The 15,260-nt window shown below is 67.5% G+C and carries 12 protein-coding genes; 11 read left to right on the top strand and 1 reads right to left on the bottom strand.

Translation table 11 applies throughout. The annotated features are described in order from the left end of the window. Positions 1 to 28: 28 nt before the first annotated feature. Positions 29 to 1,021 carry a MoxR family ATPase gene (locus ML01_RS11650; RefSeq protein ID WP_058555566.1) on the bottom strand — a complete coding sequence of 331 codons (993 nt, stop codon included), beginning with the start codon at positions 1,019 to 1,021 and terminating at the stop codon, positions 29 to 31. Between the two features lie 326 nt (positions 1,022 to 1,347). Between ML01_RS11650 and ML01_RS11645 the strand changes: the two genes are divergently transcribed. The 11 genes from ML01_RS11645 to ML01_RS11600 all read left to right on the top strand — a co-directional run bounded on the left by ML01_RS11645 (position 1,348) and on the right by ML01_RS11600 (position 15,232). Then, positions 1,348 to 2,025: a GntR family transcriptional regulator gene (locus ML01_RS11645; protein WP_371258211.1), complete on the top strand. Its 678-nt coding sequence runs from the start codon at positions 1,348 to 1,350 to the stop codon at positions 2,023 to 2,025. Further along, positions 2,022 to 2,909, top strand: a complete 888-nt coding sequence (prpB, locus tag ML01_RS11640; RefSeq protein ID WP_058555565.1) for a methylisocitrate lyase — start codon at positions 2,022 to 2,024, stop codon at positions 2,907 to 2,909. The genes ML01_RS11645 and prpB overlap by 4 nt, the downstream gene beginning before the upstream one ends. A 91-nt stretch (positions 2,910 to 3,000) precedes the next feature. Beyond that, positions 3,001 to 4,149 carry a 2-methylcitrate synthase gene (gene prpC / locus ML01_RS11635; RefSeq protein ID WP_058555564.1) on the top strand — a complete coding sequence of 383 codons (1,149 nt, stop codon included), beginning with the start codon at positions 3,001 to 3,003 and terminating at the stop codon, positions 4,147 to 4,149. Positions 4,150 to 4,333: 184 nt separating this feature from the next. After that, positions 4,334 to 6,952, top strand: a complete 2,619-nt coding sequence (gene acnD / locus ML01_RS11630) for a Fe/S-dependent 2-methylisocitrate dehydratase AcnD (protein WP_058555598.1) — start codon at positions 4,334 to 4,336, stop codon at positions 6,950 to 6,952. Between the two features lie 82 nt (positions 6,953 to 7,034). Continuing rightward, a complete protein-coding gene (locus ML01_RS11625) occupies positions 7,035 to 7,463 on the top strand; it encodes a PaaI family thioesterase (RefSeq protein WP_058555563.1) in 429 nt (142 codons plus the stop codon). A 151-nt stretch (positions 7,464 to 7,614) separates the two neighbouring features. Continuing rightward, the gene (gene prpF, locus ML01_RS11620; protein ID WP_058555562.1) at positions 7,615 to 8,805 is read left to right on the top strand and encodes a 2-methylaconitate cis-trans isomerase PrpF; all 1,191 of its coding nucleotides are present in this window, start codon (positions 7,615 to 7,617) and stop codon (positions 8,803 to 8,805) included. A 153-nt stretch (positions 8,806 to 8,958) separates the two neighbouring features. After that, positions 8,959 to 11,046: a DEAD/DEAH box helicase gene (locus ML01_RS11615; RefSeq protein WP_058555561.1), complete on the top strand. Its 2,088-nt coding sequence runs from the start codon at positions 8,959 to 8,961 to the stop codon at positions 11,044 to 11,046. Then, positions 11,043 to 12,437, top strand: a complete 1,395-nt coding sequence (locus ML01_RS11610) for a DNA-processing protein DprA (RefSeq protein ID WP_058555560.1) — start codon at positions 11,043 to 11,045, stop codon at positions 12,435 to 12,437. Before ML01_RS11615 ends, ML01_RS11610 begins: the two co-directional genes overlap by 4 nt. A 233-nt stretch (positions 12,438 to 12,670) precedes the next feature. Beyond that, complete coding sequence (locus ML01_RS11605; protein WP_058555559.1) at positions 12,671 to 13,234, top strand: copper-binding protein; 564 nt, start codon at positions 12,671 to 12,673, stop codon at positions 13,232 to 13,234. Positions 13,235 to 13,822: 588 nt separating this feature from the next. Next, positions 13,823 to 14,389 carry a hypothetical protein gene (locus ML01_RS28680; protein WP_156427679.1) on the top strand — a complete coding sequence of 189 codons (567 nt, stop codon included), beginning with the start codon at positions 13,823 to 13,825 and terminating at the stop codon, positions 14,387 to 14,389. A gap of 90 nt (positions 14,390 to 14,479) precedes the next feature. Beyond that, entirely contained in the window at positions 14,480 to 15,232 is a 753-nt protein-coding gene (locus tag ML01_RS11600; RefSeq protein WP_058555558.1) for a hypothetical protein, read from the top strand. The last annotated feature ends 28 nt before the right edge of the window (positions 15,233 to 15,260 follow it).

Genomic DNA, 15,260 nt, shown 5'->3' with positions numbered 1-15,260 from the left:
AGTGTTTGAGTTGTTTTCGAACCCTCACTTAGTCGGGCAGCGGCACGTCGGCGAGGCACTCGCGCACCACGTCCGCGGCGCTGCGCCCCGCGTAGCGGGCGGCGGGGTCGAGCCCGAGCCGATGGGCGATGACCGGCAGCGCCGCTTCGCGCACCGGCTCCGGCGGCAGGTAGTCCTGGCCGTCGAAGAACGCGAGCGCCTGGCCGATCTTCATCAGGGTCAGTGACGCCCGCGGGCTGGCGCCAAGCGCAACACCGTCGCGCCGCCGCGTCGCCGCCACCAGCGCGACGATGTAGCGCCGGATGGGCTCCGACACCCGTACCTGCTGCACGGCGCGGCGGAGCTTAAGGATCTCCGCCGCCGTCGCGCAGGCCGTCAGCCGGGTCAGCGGATGGCCACCGCGCTGATCGTCGAGCAGCGCGGCCTCGGCCTCCTCGCCGATGTAGCCGAGCCCGAAGCGCAGTGCGAAGCGGTCCATCTGCGCCTCCGGCAGCGGATAGGTGCCGTGCAGCTCAATGGGGTTCTGCGTGGCGATGACGAAGAAGAGCTCATCCAGGGGCTTCAGCTCGCCATCGACGCTGACCTGAGACTCCCCCATGGCCTCCAGCAGCGCCGCCTGGGTGCGCGGGGAGGCGCGGTTGATCTCGTCGGCGAGCAGGATCTGCGTGAACACCGGGCCGGGCCGAAAGTGAAAGGCGTGCTCCGACGGGTCGTACACCGACACGCCCAGGATGTCCGACGGCATCAGGTCCGGCGTGAACTGCACGCGCTTGAAGGTGCCGTGGATGGAGCGGGCCAGGGCCTTGGCGAGCGTCGTCTTGCCGGTGCCGGGCACGTCCTCCAGCAGCACGTGGCCGCCGACGGCCACCGCCGCGAGCAGCCAGCGGATGGCCTGCTCCTGACCGCGCAGCACGGTCGCGAGGTTGTCGCGGAGTCGCGCGTGGATGTCGCGGGCGGCGGCGAAGGGGTCGGACTTGGGCTGGCTTGCCGCCGCGGGGGCAGCGGCCGAGGGTAACGGCATCGGGCTTTCCCGGAGGGCTTCGATGGGCCGCAGTATAGCGAGCCGCTCAGCTTGGGCGGCCGCGCGGAGTTGTCGACAAGATGCGCGCGGTGTCCGTGGGAGCGGCTTCAGCCGCGACAGAGCGGCGCCGATGCGAGTCGCAGATTCGCGGCTGAAGCCGCTCCCACGCCGGCCGTAGCCGCACGCAAGGGCAATGATCTGTATTGTCGACAATCTCTGGCCTTTTGGGTCACAGCGGGCGTATTCTCCGCCACATGACGAGCCTCTTGTCGACAATCCATCTGCGCTCCGAGCAGCAGCCGGAGCGGGCGCCTGCCTCGGCCGGCCTGCGCGACTCCACCGCCGAGCGCGTGTTCGTGGAGCTGCGCCAGGCCATCGTCGAGGGCCGTATCCCGCCCGGCAGCAAGCTGAGCGAGCCCGTGCTGGCGGCCGACTATGCCGTGAGCCGCGCGCCGCTGCGCGAGGCCATCGGCCGGCTGGAGGCGCTCGGGCTCGTGGAGCGGCGCCCGCGCATCGGCGCCCGCGCCGTGAAGCTCACCGGCGCGGGGCTCATGGAGCTGTACGAGATCCGCGAGGCGCTGGAGGGCACCGCCGCGCGGCTTGCCGCCGAGCGCATGTCCGACGCTGCCATCGCGGATCTGCAGGCGTTGATGGCGCGCCATCGCGATGAGGTCGCCCGCGAGCACGGCCAGGCCTACTTCCAGCAGGCAGGGGATCTGGACTTTCATTACCGCATCGTCGCGAGCAGCGGCAACGCGCGGCTCACGCGCATCCTCTGCGACGACCTCTATCACCTGATGCGCATGTACCGCTGCCAGTTCGGCATGAAGAGCGACCGCGCAAGGGAGGCGCTCACCGAGCACGGGCGCATTGTCGATGCCATCGCCGAGCGCGACGGCGAGCTCGCCGAATGGCTGATGCGCCGGCACATCCTGGCCTCCCGGCGCAGCGTCGAGCGCCGCCTCGCCGCCCGCAACCCGACCACCACCGAGGACCGATCATGACCGAGAAGCTGACCGCGGGCGCCAAGCTCCGCCGTGCCGTTGCCGAAGAGCACCCGCTGCAGGTGATGGGCGCCATCAACGCCTATCACGCGCTGCTCGCGGCGCACACGGGCTATCGCGCCGTCTATCTGTCCGGCGGCGGCGTCGCGGCGGGCTCGCTCGGCGTGCCGGACCTCGGCATCAGCAGCCTGGAAGACGTGCTGGTGGACGTGCGCCGCATCACCTACGTCTGCGATCTGCCCCTGCTGGTGGATGCGGACACGGGCTGGGGCGGGGCGTTCAACATCGCCCGTACCGTGCGCGAGCTGATTCGCGCGGGCGCCGCCGGCTGCCACATCGAGGACCAAGTGGCCGCGAAGCGCTGCGGGCATCGGCCGAACAAGGCGGTGGTGCCGCAGGCGGAGATGGTGGACCGCATCAAGGCCGCCGTTGATGCGCGCACCGATGACTTCGTCATCATGGCGCGCACAGACGCGCTGGCGGTGGAGGGCATGGACGCGGCCATTGAGCGCGCCGTCGCCTGCGTCGAGGCCGGTGCCGACATGATCTTTCCGGAGGCGATGACGAGCTTGGAACAGTACGCGCGATTCATCGCCGCGGTGGACGTACCGGTGCTCGCGAACATCACCGAGTTCGGCGCGACGCCGCTGTTTACGACCGGCGAGCTCGCCGAGGTGGGCGTGGCGCTGGTGCTCTATCCGCTGTCGGCCTTCCGCGCCATGAACCAAGCGGCGCTCAAGGTCTACGAGGCGGTGCGCCGCGACGGCACCCAGGCGGGTGTCGTGGACATGATGCAGACGCGCGCCGACCTGTACGAGCACCTGAACTACCACAGCTTCGAGCAGAAGCTCGACGCGCTGTACGCCGAGCCGCCAGCGTCTTGACGCGGGGACATCCACCGCCGGTGGCGGATCGCGCCGTCGCCGCATTGACGAGCATCGCAGGCAACGTAACGTTATCGAGTAGGAGGTAGAGATGAGCGATATCAACGACAAGCCCAAGGCCAAGAAGTCCGTCGCGCTCTCGGGCGTCACCGCCGGCAACACCGCCGTTTGCACCGTCGGTCGCACCGGCAACGACCTGCATTACCGCGGCTACGACATCCTGGACTTTGCCGATGAGGCCGAGTTCGAGGAGATCGCATTCCTATTGATCCATGAGCGGCTGCCCACCCGCGCGGAGCTGGCCGGCTACAAGCGCAAGCTCAAATCCATGCGTGGCCTGCCGACGGCGTTGAAGGCGGCGCTGGAGCAATTGCCGCCGTCGGCGCACCCCATGGACATACTGCGCACCGGCTGCTCCGTGCTCGGTACGCTGGAGCCGGAGAAGGAGACGATGCCGGTGGCTTCGGCGCGTGACATCGGCAACCGGCTGATCGCGTGTTTCGGCTCCATGCTGCTCTACTGGTACCACTTCGCGTACAACGGCAAGCGCATTGAGCTGGAGACCGACGATGACTCCATCGGCGGGCATTTCCTGCACCTGCTGCACGGCGAGACCCCGCCGGAGGCGTGGGTACGCGCCATGCACACGTCGCTCAATCTCTATGCCGAGCACGAATTCAACGCGTCGACCTTCGCCGCGCGCGTCGTCGCCGGCACCAATGCCGACATGTACAGCGCGATTACCGCCGCCATCGGTGCGCTGAGCGGGCCGAAGCATGGCGGCGCCAACGAGGTCGCCTGCGAGATCCAGCAGCGCTATGCGGGCGCCGACGAGGCGGAGGCTGACATTACCGAGCGGGTCGGGCGCAAGGAGATCGTCATCGGTTTCGGCCATCCCGTCTACACCATCGCCGATCCGCGTAATCGGATCATTAAGGCCGTTGCCCAGCGGCTGTCCGAGGCCAATGGCGACATGCTGATGTTCGATGTCGCGGCACGGCTGGAGCACGTGATGTGGGATCAGAAGAAGATGTTCCCGAACCTAGATTGGTTCTCGGCGGTGTCGTACCACCAAATGGGCGTGCCGACGCCGCTGTTCACGCCGATCTTTGTCATCTCCCGCACCGCCGGCTGGGTGGCGCACGTGATCGAGCAGCGCATCGACAAGAAGATCATCCGCCCGAGCGCGGAATACGTCGGGCCGGAGAATCGGCGCTGGGTGCCGATCCACGATCGCTGAGACAGCCCAGCTAGGCTCAAGCGAGGCTGGGGCGTCCGCCCGAGCTGCCAAGCTTGGAGCGCGGCAGCCAGCGATACCGCCCTCGTTCCCGCGCTCCGGCGTCGGAACCCAGCGCAGCCGCTCCAGCGGCCCGCGCGGCGTCATGATGACGTCGCCTCGGCAAATTTCTTGCACCGGAACGATGATGAACACCGACTACCGCACACCGCTGCTCGGCACCGACCTCGATTACTTCGACACCCGCGCGGCGGTGGAGGCGATTCAGCCCGGTGCCTATGCAAAGCTGCCCTACACCGCCCGGGTGCTCGCCGAGCAGCTCGTGCGCCGCTGCGAGCCGGCTCTGTTAACCGACGCGCTGCGGCAGATTCTCGAGCGCAAGCGCGACCTGGACTTCCCGTGGTACCCGGCGCGCGTGGTCTGCCACGACATCCTGGGCCAGACCGCGCTGGTGGACCTGGCCGGCCTGCGCGATGCCATTGCCGACCAAGGCGGTGATCCGGCCAAGGTCAATCCCGTCGTGCCGACGCAGCTCATCGTCGATCATTCATTGGCCGTCGAAGCCCCTGGCTTTGACCCCGAGGCCTTCGCCAAGAACCGCGCCATTGAGGACCGCCGCAACGCCGACCGCTTTCATTTCATCGACTGGTGCAAGACGGCCTTCGACAACGTGGACGTGATCCCGGCGGGCAACGGCATCATGCACCAGATCAATCTGGAGAAGATGTCGCCGGTGGTGCAGGTGCAGCGCGATCAGACCGGTAGGGGCGTCGCCTTTCCGGACACCTGCGTCGGCACCGACTCCCACACCCCGCACGTGGACGCGCTCGGCGTCATCGCCATCGGCGTCGGTGGGCTGGAGGCCGAGACCGTCATGCTCGGCCGCCCGACTATGATGCGCCTGCCCGAGATCGTCGGGGTCAGACTCGCGGGCAAGCGCCAGCCCGGCATCACGGCGACGGACATCGTGCTGGCGCTGACGGAGTTTCTGCGCAACGCGAAGGTCGTCTCGGCCTGGCTCGAATTTTTCGGCGACGGCGCCCGCAGCCTGACCATCGGGGACAGGGCGACCATCTCCAACATGACGCCGGAGTACGGCGCCTCCGCCGGGCTGTTCGCCATCGACGAGCAGACCATCGCGTATCTCAAGCTCACCGGCCGCGAGCCCGAGCAGGTCGAATTGGTCGCGCAGTACGCGCAGACCACGGGCCTGTGGGCGGATGACCTGGCCGCGGCCGAGTACGAGCGCGTGCTGGAGTTCGATCTGAGCAGCGTCGGGCGCACCATGGCCGGGCCGTCCAACCCGCACCGGCGCCTGCCGACGTCGGCGCTCGCCGAGCGCGGCATCGCCGTGGATCTGGACAAGGCGCTGGCCGAGGAGGCGGCAGGCAAGATGCCGGACGGCGCCGTCATCATCGCGGCCATTACCTCCTGCACCAACACGTCGAACCCGCGCAACGTCGTCGCCGCCGGGCTCCTGGCGCGCAAGGCCAATGCGCTGGGGCTGACCCGCAAGCCCTGGGTCAAGACGTCCTTTGCGCCGGGCTCGAAGGTCGCGAAGCTCTATTTGGAAGAATCTGGCCTGCTGCCGGAGCTGGAACAGCTCGGCTTCGGCATCGTCGGCTTCGCCTGCACCACCTGCAACGGCATGAGCGGCGCGCTGGACCCGACCATCCAGCAGGAGATCATCGACCGCGATCTGTACGCGACGGCGGTGCTCTCCGGCAACCGCAACTTCGACGGCCGCATCCACCCCTATGCGAAGCAGGCCTTCCTCGCCTCGCCGCCGCTGGTGGTGGCCTACGCCATCGCCGGCACCATCCGCTTCGACATCGAAAGGGACACGCTCGGCACCGCTGCCGACGGTAAGCCCATCCGGCTCGCGGACATCTGGCCGTCGGACGAGCAGATCGACGCCATCGTCGAGCGCTGCGTGAAGCCGGAGCAGTTCCAGCAGGTCTACACCCCGATGTTCGACCTCGGCGCCCGCGAGCAGGCCGCGAGCCCGCTCTACGACTGGCGCGAGATGAGCACCTACATCCGCCGCCCGCCCTACTGGGAGGGCGCGCTGGCCGGCAAGCGCGCGCTCAAGGGCATGCGCCCGCTCGCGGTGCTCGGCGACAACATCACCACGGATCATCTGTCCCCGTCGAACGCCATCCTGGCGAGCAGCGCGGCGGGCGAGTATCTGGCGCGCATGGGCCTGCCGGAGGAGGACTTCAACTCCTACGCCACGCACCGCGGCGACCACCTCACCGCGCAGCGGGCGACCTTCGCCAACCCCAAGCTGTTCAACGAGATGTGCCGTAATGCAGAGGGCGAGGTGATACAGGGCTCGCTCGCCCGCGTGGAGCCGGACGGCGAGCAGATGCGCATGTGGGAGGCCATCGAGACCTACATGAACCGCGGCCAGCCGCTCTGCATCATCGCCGGCGCCGACTACGGCCAGGGCTCGTCGCGCGACTGGGCCGCGAAGGGCGTGCGTCTGGCGGGTGTCGAGGCGATCGTCGCCGAGGGCTTCGAGCGAATCCACCGGACGAATCTGGTCGGCATGGGCGTGCTGCCGTTGCAGTTTCGCGACGGCGAGGACCGCCACACCTTTCGCATAGACGGCAGCGAGACCTTCGACGTGATCGGCGAGCCGGCGCCGCGGGCCGAGCTGACGGTGGTGATGCACCGCACCAATGGGGAGCGGGTGGAGATCCCGGTCACCTGCCGGCTGGATACGGCCGAAGAAGTCCACGTCTACGCGGCCGGCGGCGTGCTGCAGCGGTTTGCGCAGGACTTTCTGGCGACGGCGGCCTGACGATCGTGCGAGCGGCTGCAGCCGCGACCCCGCCGCGACCCCGCGCGTCGCGGCTGAAGCCGCTCCCAAACACAGGCGAACCATGACCACGAGAGAAGAACTGGCGGCCTTTCTCGCCACCGAGTTCCCGCAGACCAAGGTCACGGTGGAGGCGCTCGGCAACGGCACCGCCCGCGTGCGCCACGCCATCGGCTTCGAGGAGCTTCGGCCCGGCGGCACCGTCTCCGGGCCCGTGCTGATGGGCGTCGCCGATGTCGGGCTCTACGTGGCCATCTGCGGTGCCGTCGGCCTGACCATCGACGTCGCCACCACGAATCTCAACACCAGCTTCCTGCGCATGCCGCCGGGGGATCGGGACATCATCGGCGAGTGCCGGCTGCTGAAGCTCGGCCGTACGCTCATCGTCGGCGAGGCGTCCTTGTTCTCGGCGGGCGACGAGCGGCCCGTCGCGCATGTGGTCGGCACCTATGCGCGGCTGGCGCCGACGCGGCCTGTTCGGTCGGGCTCATGACGCTGTTCTATGGCGGCATGACTCGCGGAGCGCTGCGTAACGAGTGGAGCAGGCCCGCGGAGGCCAGCGCTCAGCCGGCAGCGGCGCGGTGAATCATAAGATATCCAACGACACTTCTTGTTCAGCATCGATCGCGAAGACAGACACCGCAATGCCCCATCCACCCCAAATCCGCATCCCCGCCACCTACATGCGCGGTGGCACCAGCAAGGGCGTCTTCTTCAAGCTGACGGACCTGCCCGAGCCCGCCCAAGTCCCCGGCGCGGCGCGGGATCGGCTGCTCTTGCGCGTCATCGGCAGCCCGGACCCCTACGGCAAGCACACCGACGGCATGGGCGGGGCCACGTCGAGCACGTCCAAGACCGTGATCCTGTCGAAGAGCGCGCGGCCGGGGCATGACGTGGACTATCTCTTCGGCCAGGTCTCCATCGACCAGCCCTTCGTCGATTGGTCCGGCAATTGCGGGAATCTCAGCGCCGCCGTCGGGGCCTTTGCGGTAGCCAACGGCCTCGTGGACCCGGCGCGCATCCCCGAGAACGGCGTCTGTGCCGTGCGCGTCTGGCAGCAGAACATCGCCAAGACCATCGTTAATCACGTGCCGATCACCAATGGCCAGGTGCAGGAAACCGGCGACTTCGAGCTCGACGGCGTGACCTTCCCGGCCGCCGAGGTGCCGGTGGAGTTCGTCAGCCCCATCGACGCCGGCGAGGCGGTGTTCCCCACCGGCAATGTCATCGACGTGCTGGACGTCCCCGGCGTCGGCAGCTTCGAGGTCACGATGATCAACGCCGGCATCCCGACGGTGTTCCTGAACGCCGCGGACTTGGGCTACGACGGCACCGAGCTGCAAGACGCCATCAACGGCGACCCGGCGGCGCTTGCGCGCTTCGAGACCATCCGTGCCCACGGCGCGCTGCGCATGGGGCTGATCGGCGACATCGCCGAGGCCGCCGCCCGGCAGCACACGCCGAAGGTGGCCATCTGCGCGCCGCCGCAGGACTACGTCGCCTCCAGCGGCAAGCCGGTGCGGGCCGCCGACATCGACCTCAACGTCCGTGCGCTGTCCATGGGCAAGCTGCACCACGCGATGATGGGCACCGCCGCGGTCGCCATCGCCAGTGCGGCAGCCATCCCCGGCACGCTGGTCAGCTTGGTCTCGCGGGGGGCAGCCGGCGGCGGTGCGCGCGACAGCGTCACCTTCGGCCACCCCTCCGGCACGCTCAAGGTCGGCGCCGCGGCATCGGAGCAGAACGGCGCCTGGCGCGTCGACAAGGTCATCATGAGCCGCAGCGCGCGGGTGCTGATGGAGGGCTTCGTGCGGGTGCCGGGGGATGCCGTCTGAATTGGCGCAACGGCGCGCTGGATGGAGACGTCCTGCGAATGGGCGCCGGATGATCACTCCGGCACATCAGCAACGGAGCGTGGTTTTCCAGCGTAGAATCTTGCCCTCTCAAGGCCGGTGCAGGACCGGCCGCACAGCGAGGGAGCAAGGAGCATGGCTTATGACGCAAAGCGCGCCGTCGAGTTGCTGCGGCTCGGCAGCGGCAAACCGGGTGCGCAATTCCGGGACGGCCAGGAAGCGGCAATTCGCGCCGCGGTCGCCGGACGGCAACGGCTTCTCGTCGTTCAGAAGACCGGCTGGGGCAAGAGTTTCGTCTACTTCATAGCGGTGAAGCTACTGCGGGAGGCGGGTCTCGGTCCTGCCTTGCTCATTTCGCCGTTGCTCGCCCTCATGCGCAACCAAGTCGCGGCGGCGGAACGGATGGGGCTGCGAGCCGTGAGCATCCATTCCGGCAACCAGGACGACTGGCCCGCCGTCGAGGCGCGGGTTCGGGCGGGAGACGTTGACATTCTGCTAGTGTCTCCGGAACGGCTAGCCAATGAGCGTTTCGGCAGCGAGGTGCTCGGTCCCTTGTCCCCGCACATTTCGCTGCTGGTGGTGGACGAGGCCCACTGCATCTCGGATTGGGGGCACGACTTCCGCCCTCACTACCGACTCTTGGAGCGCATCGTTCGGGCATTGCCTCCCAACCTGCGGTTGCTCGCGACGACCGCCACCGTGAACAATCGAGTCATGGACGACCTACGTGCGGTGCTGGGGCCGGACTTGGCGGTGTCTCGAGGCGATTTGAGTCGGCCGTCGCTCAAGCTTCAGACCATCCGACTTGCCGGCCAGGCTGAGCGCCTGGCGTGGTTGGCCGAGCGCCTGCCTGACCTTCCGGGCAGCGGCATCGTATACACGCTGACGGTTCGCGATGCCGTGCGGGTCGCCGAATGGTTGCGCTCGAAGGGGCTGAATGTGTATTCGTATTCCGGTGAGACCGGCGAGCGTCGCCCCGAGCTCGAGCAGGCGCTGCTCGATAATCGCGTCAAGGCCCTGGTTGCCACGACCGCGCTGGGAATGGGCTTCGACAAACCGGACCTCGCCTTCGTGGTTCACTACCAGTCTCCCGGGTCCGCCGTCGCTTATTACCAGCAGGTCGGGCGCGCTGGCCGTGCACTCGATGCCGCCTATGGGGTACTGCTGAGTGGCAGTGAAGAGGACGACATCCACGATTACTTCATCCGCAGCGCGTTTCCTACTGAAGCGGAGGTCGGAACGGTCCTGGTGGCGCTGGAATCTGCGCCGGGCGGACTGTCTGTTTCGCAGTTGGAGGCGCGCGTCAACCTGAGCCATGGCCGAATCGAAAACACGATCAAGCTCCTGTCTCTTGAATCGCCGGCACCCATCGTCAAGGATCGCGGCAAGTGGCAGCTGACAGCCGCTCTTGTGGGGCCTGGATTTTGGGAGCGGGCACGGCGACTGAGCGATCTTCGGCGCGCGGAGTACCGCCAGATGCAGGACTACGTATCTCTGACATCGGGGCACATGGCCTTCCTGATCAGGGCATTGGACGGCGACCCGGACACCGAGCCGGGATCGCCCGATCTCCCGCTGCTGCCGCGTGCGCCTTCGCCCGGTATTGTGCGGGAGGCATCGGCCTTTCTGCGCCGCACACATCTCTCGATTGAGCCTCGCCGGCAATGGCCTGCAAACGGGCTGCCCACATACGGCGTTCGCGGGCGCATCCGGGACGGCGAGCGCGCCGAGACCGGCAGGGCCTTGTGCGTCTGGCGCGATGCCGGTTGGGGTGAGTCTGTGTATCGGGGCAAGTACCAAGATGCGCGCTTTTGCGACGAGCTGGTCACGGCCTGCGCGGATCTGGTGCGGGCCTGGAAACCCGTCCCCGCCCCAGCCTGGGTCGCCTGCATCCCTTCCCGCCGTCACCCCGACTTGGTTCCTGATCTGGCGGTACGGGTTGCAAGCGCGCTCGGTCTCCCGTTTCATGCGGTTCTTTCGACGACGGCCGAGCGCCCAGAGCAAAAGACGATGGCCAACAGCGTTCAGCAGGCGCGCAACCTGGACGGCAGTTTGGCGACGGCGGCGCCGCTGCCCGCAGCCGTCCGTGGGCGAGCATGCCTGCTCTTGGACGACATGGTCGACTCCCGCTGGACCTTCACCGTGGCTGCCTGGTTGCTCCGGCGCCACGGCTCGGGCCCGGTGTGGCCGCTGGCCCTCGCACTTACCGGACATGACGAATGAGTGCTGCACTCTCTGCCAACACCCAGGCCATCCTGCTCCTCACCGCGCCGCTGATCGTGGGTCGCGAGCGGGACAAGACCGAGCTGCTGACGCCCATGCTGTACAACCGGGTCGCGGTTACCCTGCAAGACCATGGACGTCAGCCCGCCGACCTGCTTGGCGCGGACGGTCAGGCGCTGTGCGCCGAGCTGGCTGAGGTTCTGGCCCCCAAAGTCGATGCCGAGCGTTTGCGCGCGCTGCTGGCTCGCGGATTTCAGCTAAGCCAGGCGTTCGAGCAATGGCAGGCCCGCGCCATCTGGGTCGCAAGCCGCGCGGATGCCGACTATCCCCGCCGACTCAAAGCGCGCCTCAAGGACGAAGCCCCGCCCATTCTGTACGGCTGCGGCGAGCGGGCGCAGTTGGAGCAAGGCGGGCTGGCCGTGGTTGGTTCCCGGCACGTGGATGACGAGCTGATCGCCTACACCGAGGCGGTCGGCCGCCTCACGGCCCGGGCAGGCAGAGCCTTGATCTCCGGTGCCGCTCGCGGCGTCGATCAGGCGGCTATGCGCGGTGCCCTGGAGGCGCAGGGGGGCGCCGTCGGCGTGCTCGCCGACAGCCTCGCCCGGGCCGCCGTTCAGCGGGAGAACCGGGACCTGCTGCTCGACGAGCGACTGGTTCTGATCTCCCCCTATGATCCCGCTGCCGGCTTCAACATCGGCAACGCCATGCAGCGCAACAAGCTTGTCTATGCACTCGCCGACGCGGCCCTGGTGGTCGGGGCCGAGCCCCGGAAGGGCGGCACCTGGGCCGGCGCGGTCGAGCAACTGAAGAAGCACCGAACGATGCCCGTCTACGTCCGTACCGTCGGCGCACCGAGTCCGGGACTCGATGCGCTCCGTGAGCTCGGCGCGAAGCCTTGGCCCGAGCCATCGGTGGCGGAGGATGTTGTGGCGCTTCTGTCGGGTAAGGACCGCATGGATGGGCCAGACTCGCCGACGCCGACACCGCCGGTGCTTGAAGCGCCGCCGTCCGAGCGGTCTCTGTCAACCGATGCTCATGCGGCGGAACAACCCGAGCCGCGCGCCGTTGAGGCGGCGAAGCCCCCGGAGTCCGTCAACGTCGTCGGAGGCGTTGTCGCGAAGGACCGCACATCGGCCGAAGCGTCCGCTGGTGGCTTGGGCCAAACGGCTCTCAATCCGGCAGATGCTTTGTTCGCCACTGTCCGCACGCTGCTGCAGGGTCTCCCGACACCCAAAACGGATGCCGAGATTGCAGCGGAGCTCAATGTGTCGCGCCCCCAGGCAAAGGAATGGCTGGCCCGACTCGTGGAGGAAGGCGTCTTGGAAAAGACGTCGCGGCCGATTCGCTACCGGAGTCCTGAGCAGCCGCGCCAGCGCAACCTGTTCTGCTGACAAGACCCGAGTCCCTCGTTCTCAACCCCGGTTTTGCGAAAGGCGCCTGACCAGGCCAACGGGGGGGCAGAACGGCGTCGCTGCCCGGTCGGAGCAACCGATCAGCGTCGCGATCCTGGACGCGCCGGAGGTCGTGTCGCCGCAATACGCCCGGTTGCGTCCACGGGGCCGTGCAGGTACGCTGCCGCCGCCACGCAGCTTCGCGTGACCACCAGAATTGAGGAGTCGAGACCATGTCTTACAAGCACATTGTCGCCGCCGCCGTTGCGGCCCTGCTCGCCGCGCCCGTCGTCGCGGAGGTGGACCTTCAGAGCCAGCCCGTTGTCGCGGAGGCGATGGAGACCACGATCGAGGGGGAGGTCATGGTGGTGAACACCGACACCCGCCTGATGACTCTCAAGACCGCCGAGGGCGAGTACAAGGTGCTGCACGTGCCGCCGGAGGTGGAGCGGCTCGATCAGATCAAGATCGGCGACATGGTCAGCATCACCGAGACCACCACGGCGCTGATCGAGCTCCAGACCGGCCGCGACGCCGGCGCCATGGGCGCCGAGGGCGACACCGCCGTGGACGCCGCCCCGGGCGAGAAGCCCGCCGGCAGCATCACCGACACCCTGACGCTCTACGGCAAGGTGGTCGGCGTCGACAAGGCGGCCGGCACGGTCACCATCAAGGGTGCCGAGACCACCCGCGTCTTCCCGGTGGAAGACAAGGCGCTGCTCGACGAGCTCAAGGTCGGCGACGGCGTCGTCGCGCGCTTCCGCAACGTCATCAGCGGTGAGGTGACGGTGAAGTAACGGCCGCTTCGCCGTCCGGCGACGCCCGCCCGGGCGCCGCGCCGAGAAGCCGCCTCCGGGCGGCTTTTTCGTGCACGCATCAAATGGAGATGCGAGAACCCGCATGCCCTTGCCTCGAACCCGTCAGCGGTGCGACTAAAGGACGACACGCGCGAAGATCAGTGTTTTCACTATCTCAATGCCCATGCTTAGACGGTGGCAACACCGACGTTCAAGGTTGAGACTTTCCCCGGCAAGAGGGTCCAGGCGTTGGCCAGGCAGTTATTGGCACCGCCCCGCACGGGTATGGCCATGCGGCACCCATCAGCGCGGCAAGCAGTCGGGTAGCGATCAACCGGCCCATCGGCGCTGCGGCCGTGATCACAACTCTGACCTCTGACCTCTGACCACGGCAGCGGCCGATTGCGTTGGGGGGCCATGCTGGCCTGACGCCATCAGGGCTGGAAGCCTTGGCTACGCAAGTCCTCGGCGCTGGTCGGGACGACGATCAAGGCCGGCGCTGCGGCTGGACATGGATATGCGCTCGTCATGCTCGAGCCGCTTCTATTCAACAAGCGACCTATGCTCTGATCCAATCACGGAGTGCGAATGCACGACTCGAAATCTTGCGTCAGTATTGCGGCTGGCCTTGCATTGACGTGCGGGCTTGGCGTCGCACCCGTTGATGCCGAACTGCTCGGTCGGGTCATCAGCGTCAAAGGTGTTGTCCTCGTCAATTCAGGGCATAGTTTTGTGCCGGCACAGATCGGAATGGTGGTGGTCGAGCGGGATCGTCTGTTCGTGTTGGAGGGCAGCAGCGCGACCCTCGCAATGGGACAGGGTTGCACGCTTGATCTGGCCAGCGATGATGCTGTCACATTGACGGCCGATAACCCTTGCAAGCCGGCGGAGACCGGCTCCGACATGCTCACTCAGGCTGCACGCGAAGCGGGCAGTCTGCAAGATGCCGATGCGATTGCAACCGTCGCGGTAAGCCAGGCGGATGAACGCGCTTTGGCGGGAGTCGGAGCCTTGTTCGGTGGAGCCAGCGCGAATGCGGTTGGCCTGGTCGGGCTTGGGCTGGCCGCAGCGGGTGGGCTCGCATGGGCGGTGTCGAACGACGGCCCGGATCGCAGGCCCGGAGTACCCGCCACGCAACCCCCAATCAGTCCATAGTGACATGTTGCTTCGCCGATTGAGCGGCACAGCAGCCGATCCTTGCCGCGGAGCGCCGCACAACAGGAGCAAGCTCATCGCTGCGCCGACATGTTGAAGCCTGTACGCGATTCCCTGTCCGCAATCGCCATTGTCCTGTTAGGAATGATTGGCTGCGCTCAAACGCCGACTGCATTCGAGGGCACTGCGGACCGGCCGGAGGCCGCGCGGAACCAGGGTACGCGGACGGATATCACGGCTGATGAGCAGACGCTCACGCCAGCGGAGCGCCGCTTGCGCCAGCAGAGCGAGGCCTTTCAGCGCACCGTCTGGGAAGGCGCCTTGACGGGCGCAACCGCGGGCTCGGTCTTGGGCGGCTGGTTGGTCGGCGGCATTCGCGGCGCAGTTGCCGCAGGAACGGCCGGTGGCGCCAGCGGGAGCTTGGCAGGCGCCTATGTCGCCCGGAAGCAAAGCGCGTTTGCAACGGCAGAGGATCAATTGGAGGCGATGGTCGCCGACGTGAGGGGCTCCAACCGTGCAGCCGAGTCCCTGATTGCAAGCGCACGCGAGGTGATTGCCCAAGATCGGCATACGATCGCTGCCCTTGAGCAACGGTTTCGCGGGGGCCAGGCGACGCAAGCCGAGCTCGAGTCGGCTCGCAGGCGCGGTGAGGCAAACGCCGTCGCGGTTCGGAATGCCGTCCAGGGTGCAGGCGAGAAGTACGAAATGTTCTCGGGCGCGGAACGTATCTATCGGACGCGGAATCAAACCGCCGATACCCGCGATCTGAAGCGCGAGCTGAATGCGTTCCGACAGCAGATCGGGGTTCTCGATGGCTTGGTTGGGTCTATCGACGCTGCCTGAGTCCGAACGACGCGGGGGCGACCACGAT

The sequence above is a fragment of the Thiohalocapsa sp. ML1 genome, assembly GCF_001469165.1.
GTDB lineage: Bacteria > Pseudomonadota > Gammaproteobacteria > Chromatiales > Chromatiaceae > Thiohalocapsa.
Note: the sequence above shows the minus strand (reverse complement) of the source record. Positions and strands in the feature narration are given on the sequence as shown.